The organism is Nocardioides sp. Z22_16, assembly GCF_058134365.1.
In genome coordinates this window covers 735,667-747,048 of record NZ_JBYTTI010000003.1, presented here as the reverse complement: position 1 = coordinate 747,048, position 11,382 = coordinate 735,667, and the positions used below count along the sequence as shown (strand labels likewise).

General features: G+C 73.2%; 16 protein-coding genes. 9 read left to right on the top strand and 7 right to left on the bottom strand.

The window, feature by feature from the left end:
* Nucleotides 1-22: 22 nt before the first annotated feature.
* A complete protein-coding gene (locus tag AC3X7R_RS12000) occupies nucleotides 23-523 on the bottom strand; it encodes an NfeD family protein (protein WP_489965881.1) in 501 nt (166 codons plus the stop codon).
* 104 nt (nucleotides 524-627) lie between these two features.
* Here AC3X7R_RS12000 and AC3X7R_RS11995 point away from each other — a divergent pair, with 104 nt between their 5' ends.
* Together AC3X7R_RS11995 and AC3X7R_RS11990 are read left to right on the top strand one after the other, a co-directional pair.
* Nucleotides 628-1,335, top strand: a complete 708-nt coding sequence (locus AC3X7R_RS11995; protein ID WP_489965880.1) for an alpha/beta hydrolase — start codon at nucleotides 628-630, stop codon at nucleotides 1,333-1,335.
* On the top strand, nucleotides 1,326-1,676 hold the full coding sequence (locus AC3X7R_RS11990) for a hypothetical protein (protein WP_489965879.1): 351 nt from the start codon (nucleotides 1,326-1,328) through the stop codon (nucleotides 1,674-1,676). The genes AC3X7R_RS11995 and AC3X7R_RS11990 overlap by 10 nt, the downstream gene beginning before the upstream one ends.
* Before the next feature lie 14 nt (nucleotides 1,677-1,690).
* Here AC3X7R_RS11990 and AC3X7R_RS11985 read toward each other — a convergent pair whose 3' ends face one another.
* Nucleotides 1,691-2,068: an ArsR/SmtB family transcription factor gene (locus AC3X7R_RS11985; RefSeq protein WP_489965878.1), complete on the bottom strand. Its 378-nt coding sequence runs from the start codon at nucleotides 2,066-2,068 to the stop codon at nucleotides 1,691-1,693.
* 91 nt (nucleotides 2,069-2,159) lie between these two features.
* Between AC3X7R_RS11985 and arsM the strand changes: the two genes are divergently transcribed.
* The 5 genes from arsM to AC3X7R_RS11960 all read left to right on the top strand — a co-directional run bounded on the left by arsM (nucleotide 2,160) and on the right by AC3X7R_RS11960 (nucleotide 6,596).
* Nucleotides 2,160-2,978, top strand: a complete 819-nt coding sequence (gene arsM, locus AC3X7R_RS11980) for an arsenite methyltransferase (RefSeq protein ID WP_489965877.1) — start codon at nucleotides 2,160-2,162, stop codon at nucleotides 2,976-2,978.
* 24 nt (nucleotides 2,979-3,002) lie between these two features.
* Complete coding sequence (locus AC3X7R_RS11975) at nucleotides 3,003-3,599, top strand: malonic semialdehyde reductase (RefSeq protein WP_489965876.1); 597 nt, start codon at nucleotides 3,003-3,005, stop codon at nucleotides 3,597-3,599.
* Between the two features lie 109 nt (nucleotides 3,600-3,708).
* Entirely contained in the window at nucleotides 3,709-4,086 is a 378-nt protein-coding gene (locus AC3X7R_RS11970; RefSeq protein ID WP_489965875.1) for a hypothetical protein, read from the top strand.
* Between the two features lie 16 nt (nucleotides 4,087-4,102).
* Nucleotides 4,103-4,495, top strand: a complete 393-nt coding sequence (locus AC3X7R_RS11965) for a hypothetical protein (RefSeq protein ID WP_489965874.1) — start codon at nucleotides 4,103-4,105, stop codon at nucleotides 4,493-4,495.
* 82 nt (nucleotides 4,496-4,577) lie between these two features.
* Entirely contained in the window at nucleotides 4,578-6,596 is a 2,019-nt protein-coding gene (locus AC3X7R_RS11960) for a thioester domain-containing protein (RefSeq protein WP_489965873.1), read from the top strand.
* A gap of 6 nt (nucleotides 6,597-6,602) precedes the next feature.
* Here AC3X7R_RS11960 and AC3X7R_RS11955 read toward each other — a convergent pair whose 3' ends face one another.
* From AC3X7R_RS11955 to AC3X7R_RS11940, 4 genes are all read right to left on the bottom strand, one after another.
* Nucleotides 6,603-7,292 carry a response regulator transcription factor gene (locus AC3X7R_RS11955; protein WP_489965872.1) on the bottom strand — a complete coding sequence of 230 codons (690 nt, stop codon included), beginning with the start codon at nucleotides 7,290-7,292 and terminating at the stop codon, nucleotides 6,603-6,605.
* Nucleotides 7,293-7,401: 109 nt separating this feature from the next.
* Nucleotides 7,402-8,127 carry a hypothetical protein gene (locus AC3X7R_RS11950; protein WP_489965871.1) on the bottom strand — a complete coding sequence of 242 codons (726 nt, stop codon included), beginning with the start codon at nucleotides 8,125-8,127 and terminating at the stop codon, nucleotides 7,402-7,404.
* Nucleotides 8,128-8,233: 106 nt separating this feature from the next.
* Complete coding sequence (locus AC3X7R_RS11945) at nucleotides 8,234-8,776, bottom strand: flavin reductase family protein (protein ID WP_489965870.1); 543 nt, start codon at nucleotides 8,774-8,776, stop codon at nucleotides 8,234-8,236.
* 39 nt (nucleotides 8,777-8,815) lie between these two features.
* On the bottom strand, nucleotides 8,816-9,889 hold the full coding sequence (locus AC3X7R_RS11940) for a serine hydrolase domain-containing protein (protein ID WP_489965869.1): 1,074 nt from the start codon (nucleotides 9,887-9,889) through the stop codon (nucleotides 8,816-8,818).
* A gap of 90 nt (nucleotides 9,890-9,979) precedes the next feature.
* On the opposite strand from AC3X7R_RS11940, the gene AC3X7R_RS11935 reads away from it, so the two are divergent.
* Nucleotides 9,980-10,174, top strand: a complete 195-nt coding sequence (locus AC3X7R_RS11935; protein ID WP_489965868.1) for a hypothetical protein — start codon at nucleotides 9,980-9,982, stop codon at nucleotides 10,172-10,174.
* Here the strand turns inward: AC3X7R_RS11935 and ppk2 are convergent.
* Nucleotides 10,143-11,039: a polyphosphate kinase 2 gene (gene ppk2, locus AC3X7R_RS11930; protein ID WP_489965867.1), complete on the bottom strand. Its 897-nt coding sequence runs from the start codon at nucleotides 11,037-11,039 to the stop codon at nucleotides 10,143-10,145. The two genes, AC3X7R_RS11935 and ppk2, sit on opposite strands and share 32 nt — an antisense overlap.
* Before the next feature lie 38 nt (nucleotides 11,040-11,077).
* Here ppk2 and AC3X7R_RS11925 point away from each other — a divergent pair, with 38 nt between their 5' ends.
* A complete protein-coding gene (locus AC3X7R_RS11925) occupies nucleotides 11,078-11,263 on the top strand; it encodes a hypothetical protein (protein WP_489965866.1) in 186 nt (61 codons plus the stop codon).
* The last annotated feature ends 119 nt before the right edge of the window (nucleotides 11,264-11,382 follow it).

Here is an 11,382-nt window from a genome sequence, read left to right as displayed (position 1 = left end):
CGGGAGTGCGGGTGGAGTGCGGTCAGGGAAGCTCGGGCCACACCGGCGCGACCGTCACCGCGGTGGGCGACAGGACGCCGGTGACGTGGACCGGGGTGCCCGGCTCGATCGGCTGCTCGGCGCGCGCGTTGAGGCGCAGCACGTGGCCGCCGACCAGGATGTCGACCACCCCGAAGCCGTCGCCCGGCACCGAGGTGACGACCCTGCCGTCCCGGCCGAGCGTGTCGTCGATGGAGGGGGTGGCGTCACTGCTGCCCTCGCCCAGCAGCCGGGTGAGCCACCAGGCGAACCAGCCGAACGCGACCCCGGTGACCGCTCCGACGGGGAGAGCCACCACGCTGCCGAGCGCGGGCTGGACGGCGGCGGCGCCGAAACCGAAGGCCGACACGAACGCCCCGATCACCGCGCTGGAGAAGGCGTCCCCGGCGAGCGCGTCGAGGGCGCCGTCGAAGAGGTCACCGACGACCAGCGAGATCGCGAGGAGGGCGAGGCCCACGACTCCGATCACCAAGAAGGTCGTCATTCCGCGTCTCCCCCGCCCGTCGCCCCCTGCGACGCGCCTAGCATGTCACGGACGCCCGGCGACGCCGTCGACGGGCGAGCAGCCTGAGCCACGGAGGTGCGGCGATGAGCCAGGGGACGACGACGAGCACGCCCTCGCGGGTCGGCAGCCCGGACTGGCAGCCCGACCTGCTGGGTCCGGGATACCAGCAGCTGAGGTTCGACCTCGGCGACGACCCGGACGGCCAGGGGGCGATCGAGGCGGTGCTGGTGCGCCGCACCGTCCGCGAGGACGAGCAGGTCGGCGGCGCCGTCCTCTACGTGCACGGCTTCTCCGACTACTTCTTCCAGACCGAGCTGGCCGACTTCGCCGCCGCCCGCGGCCTGGCCTTCTACGGACTGGACCTGCGCAAGTCCGGCCGCGCCCGCAAGCCGGACCAGACGCCGCACTTCGCCCGGGACCTCGCCTACTACGACCGGGAGCTCGACCTGTCCCTGGAGCGGGTCAACGCCGAGACCGGTGACGTGCCGGTGGTGGTGGTCGCCCACTCCACCGGCGGGCTGATCACGCCGCTGTGGCTGGACCGGCGTCGTCGCGCGGGCCGGGTGCCCCCGGTCGGCGGCCTGGTGCTCAACAGTCCCTGGTTCGACCTCCAGGGCGGCTCCACCCCCTGGCCAACGCGGTGCTGCGCGGGCCGGTCACCGGGGTGGTGCGCGGGCTCGCCAAGGCGCAGCCGACGAGGGAGCTCAAGCTGGGGGTCACCTCGGCGTACGGCGCCTCCCTGCACGTCTCCGGAGGCGGTCACGGCGAGTGGGAGTACGACGTGGAGCTGAAGCCGATCCTGGGCGACCCGGTGACCGTCGGCTGGCTGGCCGCCGTCCGCCGCGGCCACGCCCAGCTGCACCGAGGGCTCGACGTCGGCGTCCCGTCGCTGGTGCTCCGCTCGGACAAGTCGCTCTTCGCCCGCGAGTGGAGCCCGGAGTGCGACCGCGCGGACATGGTGCTCGACGTGCGGCAGATCGCCAGGTGGGCCGGCTGCCTGGGCGGCGAGACGACGATCGTGCCGATCCACGACGCGCGCCACGACGTCTTCCTCTCCCTGCCCGAGCCGCGGCGCCGGGCCTACGAGGTGGTGGACGGCTGGCTGGCGGCCCACCGGCTCGGCACCGGGTAGGCGCCGACCGGGGGCTACGGCCGCAGCACGTCGCTCAAGGAGGCCAGGGCCTGCTCCACCACGCGGTAGTAGGCCCAGCGACCGCGTTGCTCGCGGGTCACCAGCCCCGCGTCGACCAGCTGCTTCATGTGGTGGGAGACGGTCGGCTGGGAGAGCCCCACCGGGTCGACCAGGTCGCAGACGCAGGCTTCGCGCTCGGGCCGGGCGGCGATGAGGGAGAGCAGCCGGACCCGGGTCGGGTCGCCGAGGGCCTTGAAGATCCGCGCCAGGCGCTGCGCCTCGTCGACCTCGAGCACCCCGCCCGTGACGGGCGAGCAGCACGCGGCTGCCAGGTCGGCGGTGGGGTCGGCGGTGGGGACGGCGGGGTGTGGCGGGGCGACGGGCGCGGGCATGGTCACAGTCTGCCAGACGTATTGACATTCCTCGATGCATTGATAATGCTCGATGCATCGCACCACCAGGGAACGACACCAGGAGCGCACCATGACTGCCCACGACACCACGACCGACCGCGACGACCTCCGCGAGCACGTCAGGTCCCGCTACGCGGCCGCCGCCACCTCGGTCCGCGCCGGGACCGACAACCTCCGGCTCAACGAGGAGCTCCAGCTGGCCGACCAGAGCGACGCCTCGTGCTGCAGCGGAGCCGAGACCGCGGTGGACACGTCCTTCGGCGCCGGGCTCTACGACACCGACGACCACGCGGAGCTGCCGGCAGAGGCGCTGGCCGCGAGCCTCGGGTGCGGCAACCCGACCGCCGTGGCCGCGCTCCAGCCGGGCGAGCGGGTCCTCGACCTCGGCTCGGGCGGCGGCATCGACGTGCTCCTCTCCGCCCGCCGGGTGGGCGAGACGGGATTCGCCTACGGCGTGGACATGACCGACGAGATGCTGGAGCTGGCCCGCGCCAACGCCGCGAGCGCCGGGATCACCCAGGTGGAGTTCCTCAAGGGGACCATCGAGGACGTCCCCCTGCCCGACGCGTCGGTCGACGTGGTGATCTCCAACTGCGTCATCAACCTCTCCGCCGACAAGCCGAAGGTGCTCTCCGAGATGCACCGGGTGCTCGTCCCGGGCGGCCGGATCGGGATCTCCGACGTGGTCGCCGAGGACCACCTCACCGCGGCCGAGCGCGCGGAGCGGGGCACCTGGGCCGGCTGCATCGCCGGCGCGCTCTCCCGGGCGGAGTACCTGGACGGCCTCGCCGCCGCGGGGTTCGTGGACGCCGAGGTCGAGTTCACCCACGAGGCCGCCCCGGGGATGCACGGGGCGATCGTGCGGGCCACCAAGCCCCGGAATAGTTGAGGTGTCAACCGTGTTGGCGCGTCCATGAGCAACCTCCTCACCCTCGACCCCGACGCCCAGGCTCTCCTGTTCACCGAGGCCCGCACGGCCAACGCCTTCACCGACGAGCCGGTCACCGACGAGCAGGTGGCCGCGATCTACGAGCTGGTGAAGCACGCGCCCACCGCGATGAACGTCCAGCCGCTGCGCGTCGTGCTGGTCCGGGCCGGCGAGGCGCGCGAGCGCCTGCTCAAGCACATGTCCGACGGCAACCGCGACAAGACCGCCAACGCCCCGCTGGTCGCGGTCCTGGCCGCCGACACCGACTTCCACGAGCACCTGCCGCGCACCTTCCCGCACTTCCCCGGCGCCCGGGACCTCTTCACCGACGACGCTGCGCGCGAGCAGACGGCACGCTTCAACGCCACCCTCCAGGCCGGCTACTTCATCCTCGGGGTCCGCGCCGCGGGGCTCGCCGCCGGGCCGATGACCGGGTTCGACGCCGACGCGCTCGACCAGGACCTCTTCGCCGGCACGGGGCTGCGCTCCCTGATGGTGGTCAACCTCGGCAAGCCGGCCGAGGGCGCGTGGTTCGACCGTCTTCCGCGCCTCGAGCTCGACGAGGTCGTCCGCGAGGCCTGACCCCGCGTCGGGCGCCCTTGCCTCCCCTTAGCCCGCCGCTGCTTCGCCCTTAGCGTGCGGCGGGCGAAGGTGTCCGGTAGACGGACCTCGGACGGAGTCGGGAGCGGACATGAAGAACGCGGTGCTGGTCGTGGTGCTCCTCGTGGTGATCGTCGCAGCCGCGGTCGGAGCCTGGCTGATCTGGGGCGACGACAACGACACGACCACGACCACGGGCGAGTGCGACGGGCAGGCCTACGAGCTGACGCTCGAGGAGGAGGACCAAGGCCTCCAGGTGACCTTCGAGCTGCAGACCGACACCCCCGGCGAGACCTGGGACGTCGTCATCGAGCAGGACGGGCAACCGCTCATCCAGGGCGAGCGGGCCAGCGACGACGGCGCGGAGCTGGAGGTCGAGGCGCTCGCCCGGGAGGACCAGGCCGAGGACTTCGTCGTGACCGCCACCCCCTCGGACGGGGAGCCCTGCGTCGCCTCGATCAACGGCTGATCTTCAGGAGGAAAGCATGAGCATCACGACACGAATCGCCCGCACGACGGCTGCGGCCACCTTGCTCGCCGTGCCCCTCGCCGCGGTCGGCATCCCCGCGGCCGCGCACGCGGACGTCGAGCGCCGGGGCGCGTGCGGTAGCGGCACCTACGACTTCTCCGTCGACCGCGAGGGTCGCGGCTACGACGTCACGGTGGAGCTCGACAGGGTCGGGGCGGGGACCCGCTGGCGCATCGTGCTGCGGCACAACGGTCGCAGGGTCGCCCGCGTCACCGTCGCCGCGGACCGCGAGGGCGAGCTGGACGTGGAGCGCTTCCTGCGCGGCCGAGCCGGCCGGGACACCGTCCGGTTCACCGCCAGGCGCACCGACGGCTCACAGTCGTGCGGTGCCCGGGTGCGGGTGCGCTGACCGCTCCCCCTCACCCCGCCCGGGCGAGGGTCATTTCCCGTATTCGGGCTCGGGCGCCCCGCGCCTGCGCCATCCTCGTGCGGTGGAACCGACAAGCGAGGCAGCCGTGCGCGCCGCACGCACCCGCCGCGGGGCACCGCGACTCCGGGCCGGTGTCGCGCTGGTCGGGCTGGCGGTCTCCGCGACGCTCTTCGCCGCGACGCTCCCGGCCGGCGGTGCCGGCCCCGGGGCGCCCGCGGCGTCCGCCTCGGACCCGCTCGCCCGCACCGACCTCGCGATCACCCCGAGGGCGGGCGCCCGCACGATCAGCGGCTCCCTGCCCGCGGCGCCGGTCCCGCCCGACCCGAGCGTGCCTTACCCCGCCTCGGACCCGCCCGGCCACGCCCCCCTGAGCGCCGCGGCGGGCGTGGTGAGGACCACCTCCCCCTCCGACCCCAGCCTCACCGGGGAGATGTACTCGCTGGCGGCCGGAGCGGACCTCACCCCCGACGCCGGCTACCGGGCCGGCGGCTGGACCGCCTCCGGCGTGCCGAACCTCGGCCACGTCGCCTTCATCCTCGACCACCACCACCCCACGGTGCCGGGCAGTCCCGGCGGGCTGGGCAGCGCCGAGGAGCGGGCCGCGGCGGTCCAGGCGGCCATCTGGTACTTCACGGACGGCTTCGTGGTCGACCGCACCCCCGAGATGGCCGGGGTGCGTGCCGCCGCCGCTGCGGTCGTCGCCGACGCCCAGCTCGCCGACGCCCGGCTCGCCGACGCCCAGCTCGCCGGCTCCCTGCCGGAGTCGAGCCCCGGCACGGTCTCCCTCACCCCCGGCGAGGCCACCGCCCCCACCGGCACCCCGGTCGGCCCCTTCACCGCGACGTCCGACCGCGGACCGGTGACCCTCACCGCGCCCGCGGCCCACACGCTGTACGCCGACGCCGACGCCACGCTCCCCCTGTCGAGCCCGCACACCGCCGCGCCCGGCACCCCGATCTGGCTGGCACAGGACTCGGCGACCCCGGGCGAGGCGGTGCTGGCCGCCCGCGCCCAGGCCACCGTGCCGGCCGGCTCCGTCTACCTGCCCGCGGCGTCCGGGGTCCCGGCGGCCCCGCTGGTGCTGGCCGCCACCACCGAGCTCGACGTCACGGCCACGGCGTCCGCGGCCTTCCACTCCGCCGCGGACCTGACCGTGCACCAGGCCTTCACCGGCGACGCCGTCGGGGAGCAGGGGGCGACCCGGCTCACCGTCGACTGCGACGCCGGGTCCACCACGACGTTCGACGTCCCGGCCGGAGCCACCACCACCCAGACGTTCACCTACCGCGACGTCCCGGTCGGGGCGACCTGCCTCGTCATCTCCTCGGCCGCGGCGCCCGGGACGGCCGGGGCCGTGGAGGTCACCACCGACGCCCCGTGGACCGTGGTCATCGGGGCCACCGGCACGACGGTGACGGTCACCGACACGGTCACCTCCCGTCCCGCGCCCGCGGCGAGCCCGACGCCCACGTCGTCGTCCGGGCCGGTGCCCGTCCCGGCTCCGACGCCGGAGCCCCCGGCCGGCACCCCCGGCGTCGTGCCCGGCCCCGTCGCCACGCCCGGGGTCTCGGTGCGGCTGCACGCCCAGCGGCGCGGCGACCTGCTCCGCCTCTCCTTCGTGGCGCGCAACACCGGCGACGTCCACCTCTCCGGGGTCCGGATCCTCGCCGGGCAGCACGGCTCGTCCACCCGGTACCGCGCGTGGCCCTCCCGACGTGGCGCCCTCGCCCCGGGCCAGCGGGTCCGGGCCACGGCCACCTACACCCTCACCCGGGCCGACCGCGCACGCGGCCACGTCGCGGTCCGTGCCCGGGTCGTCGCCCGCGTGCCGGAGGGCCCGCGCGTCCAGTCCCGGACCGCGCTGCGCGTCCGGCTCCCCGGCTCCACCGACACGCCCCGCACGCAGCGGCCCACCCCCCGCACGAGCCTCCCGGTCCCGCCGGGCGGTGTCCCCGGGGAACAGCGCCCCCGTCGCACGGCGGCCACGCCGCGCCCGACCGACGGCGACGGCACCCCCCTGGTGCTGGCGCTGGGGCTGCTCGCCATGGTCGGTGGCGGCGCCGTCCTGGTGCGAAGCTGAGCGGGCTCACTCCTCCGGAGCGTCGAGCCGGACCCCGACGCCCCGCACCGTGTGCAGGTAGCGCGGGTGCTGGGCGCTCTCGCCCAGCTTGCGCCGCAGCCAGGAGATGTGGACGTCGACGGTCTTCTCCGACCCGCCCCACGCCTGGTGCCAGACGTCGTTGAGCAGGCTCCCCTTGGTGACCACCTCGCCCGCATGCTCGACCAGGTGCTTGAGCAGGTCGAACTCCCGTGGGGTCAGCTCCACGACCGTGCCGTCGAGACTGGCGCGGCGTCCGGGGACGTCGATGTCCAGGCCGCCCACGTGGAGCAGGCGGACCGGCCCGGAGGCGTCGGGCCGGGCCCGTCGCAGCACCGCCCGGATCCGGGCCGCGAGCTCGGCGGGCGGGCACGGGGTGACCACGTAGTCGTCCGCACCGGCGTCGAGACAGCCCACCACCGAGGCCTCGTCCTCCCGGGCGGTGGCGACGATCACCGGCACGTCGCTGACGGCGCGCAGCATGACGAGCACCTGGCGCCCGTCCACGTCGGGCAGGTCCAGGTCGAGCACGACCACGTCGGGCCGGTGCGCCATGGCCAGACCCAGCCCTGCCATGCCGGAGTCGCTGGAGGAGACGGCGCAGCCGTGCTCACCGAGCGAACGCATCAGCTGCGGGCGGATCCGGTCGTCGTCCTCGATGATGAGCACCTGCACCACTCATCGACGGTAACAGCGGGACGCGCCCGTGGCACCCGGCTCGGCCAGGGACACCACGAGGCCACCGCCCCCCGAGGGACGACGGCCTCGCTGCGCCGGAGGCGTCAGGTCACGGGGTGACGGTGACGGTGATCCACGCCGAGTAGATGTACTCGTCGAACGACGACGTCGGGGTGTAGAAGGCGCGGTACTGGTAGGCGCCCGGGCCGTTCTCCACCACCTTGCTCAGGAATCCCGTACGGAAGTTGAACGTGCCGTCGGCGTTGACGCCCGCCATGCAGCAGAAGTTCGGCGAGTCCACCCCGCCCTTGTTCTTGCCGTCGAGGTAGATGTCGACATAGCCCTTGTCCGGCACCGCGCCCTTGTACTTCACCTGACCGAAGAGCTCCGGGAGCTCGTAGCTCGGGGTCGAGGCCGAGACGGTGAAGACGGCCTCGTTGACGTTCAGCGCGGAGTCCCACACCACGGTCTTGATCGTGCTCTTGGCCTTCTTGTACTTCGCCTTGACCTTGTAGGTGCCGGGCGCGAGCTCGGAGGGCAGCCGGAAGCTGGCCTTCCCCTTCTTGATCTTCTTCTTGACCTTGGTGCCGTTGACGGTGAAGGTCACCTTGCCCTTGCCGCGCACCTGGGCGGTGATCTTGTTGCCCGCGAGCCCGTAGTGGGTGCCGGCGGCGGCCTTCTTCAGCTTGAGCTTGCCGGGCGCCTTGCGGGCCAGCACGTCACTGGCGGCCGAGTCGCTCGGTGCCGCCTGGGCGGTGCCGACCGCCGCCGTGGCAGGGATCGCCAGGGCCAGTGCCGAGACCGACGCGGTGGCGAAGCGGGCGAGTGTGCGCATGGATGAGACTCCTCGGGAAAGTCGTGTCTGGGACGTACGAACGCCGGCCTCGGAGGAACCGCGGCCGGCAGAGGAGGTTCTACCCAATTTGAGGCACCGGAAACACTCAACGCGCCGCGCGCTCGGTCGGCGGGGCGTGCCGCTCCCCCGCCTCGTGGCCCGGCGTGAGGTGGGAGACGTCGGAGAGGCGCAGCGGGGTGAACGGGCCGCCGGCCCTGACCGAGACCGGCTCAGTGACCAGGCACAGGTGGTCGCCCCCCTCGTCGAGCAGACTGGTGCGCCGGACCACGAGGCGGTGCGGGCAGTCGAGCAGCACCGGCACCCCTCCGGGGCCCACCTCGGTCCGCAGTCCCTCGAACTTGTCCTCCCGGTCACCGGTGCGCGTCCCGAACCGCTCCGCCAGGTCGAGGTCGCCGGCGGTCAGGAAGTGGACCGCCAGGTGGGTCGAGCGCTGGGCGACGCGAGCGGTGTGGTTGGCCTTGGAGAGCCACACGCAGTAGCGCTGGGGCTCGATGCTGGACTGGGCGTGGAAGCCGACCAGGCAGCCGCCCCGCTCGGGCACCCCGTCGGTCTCGTTCCCGCTGGTCACCACGATCAGCGGGGTGTCCAGGGACGACACGATCGTGGAGAACGGGTCCTCGTCGCTCATCGGAGCTCCTTCTCGTCGGTGCTGGGAGTGTCCTGTGCGTCAGCGGTTCCGGGCCACCGCGAGGGCCAGCTCGGTGAAGCGTGCCACGGTGAGCGGCGCCTCCGCGGGGGGCGCGGTCCCCATCCGGACCGCCACCACCTTGCTCGACGGTGAGACGTGCAGGATCTGCTGGCCCAGACCGATCGCCCAGAAGGCGTCGTCCTCGGCCGCGGGCGCCAGCGGACCCTGGGGCACCTCCGAGCCCTCCGTCAGCGGGATCGCCGGCAACAGCGGGCCCGGCTCGTTGATCCAGAAGAGCAGCCCGTAGCCGGCGTTCAGCTCCGAGCTCGGGCGGCGGGTGGCCTCCCGCAGGAAGCGGGCCGAGACGATCCTGCGGCCACGGTGCTTGCCGCCGTCGGCGAGCATGACGCCCAGCCGGGCCAGGTCGGGGCAGGTGGTGATCAGCCCGGCGAAGAGCATCGTGTTGCCGGAGGGGTCGCGCAGCAGGGAGCTGTCGCGCATCCGCAGCGGCCCCAGCAGCACCTGGTCGGCGAACCGGTGCACGGGCCTCTTCGTGGCCTTGCGGAGCACCTCCTCGAGCACCTGGATGGCGGAGTTGTTGTAGAACCAGGCGGTCCCCGGCGGCTGCTGCTGGGAGAGCCGGGTCGAGAAGCGCGTCTTGTTCCGGGCGGCGATCATCTCCTGGTAGTCGGTCTCGAACGCCCACTCCCGGCCCGAGGTGTTGGCGAGCAGGTGCCGGATGGTGACCGTGCGCGACGGCGTGCCCCGCCAGGCCGGGACGTACCTGGAGACCCTGTCGTCGAGCCGCAGCATCCCCTTGTCCTGGGCGATGCCGACCAGAAGCGCGGTCACCGACTTGGTGATCGACCAGGCCGGGCCGGTCGACACCTTCGGCGCGAGGTCCCGCTCGAGGAGCGTCCTGCCGTTGCGCACCACGGTGACGCAGTGCGAGTCCGCCGCACGAGCCTCGGCGAGGAGGGTGCCCGCGGCGCTGCCGGAGCCGGCACCGGCGGGGCGGGAGCCGGCGCCGGGGGCCGAGGCCGCGGTGGTCCCCACGACGAGGGCGGCGACCAGGGCGGCGACCACTCGCGCGGAGGTCGTGCGGGTTCTCATGAGCGCACATTACGCTCCTGGCCTGAATACGAGGCCACGGATTCCGCGGAACCCGCGACGCGGTCAGGGGTCGTCCTGCACCCTGGAGAGGTGACCGACGAGCGACTCGAGACCCTCGCCCTCAACGTGGCCTGCGTGGTCGCGGCCGCCTTCACCGCCTTCGTGCTCGGCATGTGGGCGGAGACCGGGCAGACCACTCCTGCGGGCGTCGTCGGGATGCTCCTGGTCTGGGCGGTGCTGGGCTTCGGCTGGTTCAGTCGCCCACCGCGTCCCGGCCGCGTCTGACCAGCCGGGGGTCGGGGGCCAGGACGATCTGCTCGTCCTTGCCCTCGTAGTCGAAAAGGCTGAGGAAGAGCCGCATCGCGGCGATCCGGCCCCGCTTCTTGTCGTTGCTCTTGATCGTGTGCCACGGCACCTGGTCGGTGTCGGTGCTGCGGAACATCTCCTCCTTGGCCGCGGTGTAGTCCTCCCACTTGTCGAGGCTCTCCAGATCCATCGGGGAGAGCTTCCAACGGCGCACCGGGTCGAGCTGACGGATGGCGAACCGGGTCCGCTGCTCCTGCTGGGTGACGGAGAACCAGAGCTTGGTGACCAGGATCCCGGACTCGTTGAGCATCTCCTCGAAGAGCGGCGCCTGCCGCATGAAGACGGCGTACTCCTCGTCGGAGCAGAAGCCCATCACCCGCTCGACCCCGGCGCGGTTGTACCAGGAGCGGTCGAGGAGCACGATCTCGCCGGCGGTGGGCAGGTGGGTGACGTAGCGCTGGAAGTACCACTGACCCTGCTCGGTGGTGGTCGGCCGGTTGAGCGCGACCACCCGGGCGGCGCGGGGGTTGAGGTGCTCGGTGAACCGCTTGATGGTGCCGCCCTTGCCCGCCGCGTCGCGGCCCTCGAAGACGACGACGAGCCGGCGCCCGGTGTCCTGCACCCAGTACTGCAGCTTGAGCAGCTCGATCTGGAGCAGGTACTTCTCGACCTCGTAGTCCTCCCGGGTCATCAGCTCGTCGTAGGGGTAGTTCTCCCGCCAGGTGTCGACCGCCTCGCCGTCGGGCCCGATGAGCATCGGGTCCTCGCCCTGGTCGTCGCGGACGGTGTAGCCGCCCTCGCGGAGGCTGTCGATGTAGTTGCGGAGGTCCATGTGTTGCGGCATGGACCCTGTGTACCCGGAACACCCCTACGCTGACGCGTGTGACACCCGAGCTGCCGGACCCGGCCGACCCCCGCCGCCGGTGGTCCGCGGACCGGACCATGGGGGTGGTCGGGGCGGCCGGCCTCGCCGTGGCGCTGGCCGGCCTGGGCTTCGACGAGACCACCATGGTCACGGTCGGATTCCTCGTCTTCGTGCTCGCCGGCTGGTGGTTCCTCGCCTTCTGACCCGCGCGTCAGCCGGCGCGGGAGGAGGAGGAAGGCGAGGCCGGCGAGCACCACGGAGGCGACGACGGTGCAACCGCGCAGGGCCCTTCTGCGTCCTCTAGGCAAGGATGAGGAGGGGA

Coding starts and splice junctions, on each gene's coding strand:
- AC3X7R_RS11995 (WP_489965880.1), top strand. CDS start 628: ATGAGCCAGGGGACGACGACGAGCACGCCCTCGCGGGTCGGCAGCCCG.
- AC3X7R_RS11945 (WP_489965870.1), bottom strand. CDS start 8,776: ATGAGCGACGAGGACCCGTTCTCCACGATCGTGTCGTCCCTGGACACC.
- AC3X7R_RS11965 (WP_489965874.1), top strand. CDS start 4,103: ATGAGCATCACGACACGAATCGCCCGCACGACGGCTGCGGCCACCTTG.
- arsM (WP_489965877.1), top strand. CDS start 2,160: ATGACTGCCCACGACACCACGACCGACCGCGACGACCTCCGCGAGCAC.
- ppk2 (WP_489965867.1), bottom strand. CDS start 11,039: ATGCCGCAACACATGGACCTCCGCAACTACATCGACAGCCTCCGCGAG.
- AC3X7R_RS11940 (WP_489965869.1), bottom strand. CDS start 9,889: ATGAGAACCCGCACGACCTCCGCGCGAGTGGTCGCCGCCCTGGTCGCC.
- AC3X7R_RS12000 (WP_489965881.1), bottom strand. CDS start 523: ATGACGACCTTCTTGGTGATCGGAGTCGTGGGCCTCGCCCTCCTCGCG.
- AC3X7R_RS11950 (WP_489965871.1), bottom strand. CDS start 8,127: ATGCGCACACTCGCCCGCTTCGCCACCGCGTCGGTCTCGGCACTGGCC.
- AC3X7R_RS11975 (WP_489965876.1), top strand. CDS start 3,003: ATGAGCAACCTCCTCACCCTCGACCCCGACGCCCAGGCTCTCCTGTTC.
- AC3X7R_RS11970 (WP_489965875.1), top strand. CDS start 3,709: ATGAAGAACGCGGTGCTGGTCGTGGTGCTCCTCGTGGTGATCGTCGCA.
- AC3X7R_RS11985 (WP_489965878.1), bottom strand. CDS start 2,068: ATGCCCGCGCCCGTCGCCCCGCCACACCCCGCCGTCCCCACCGCCGAC.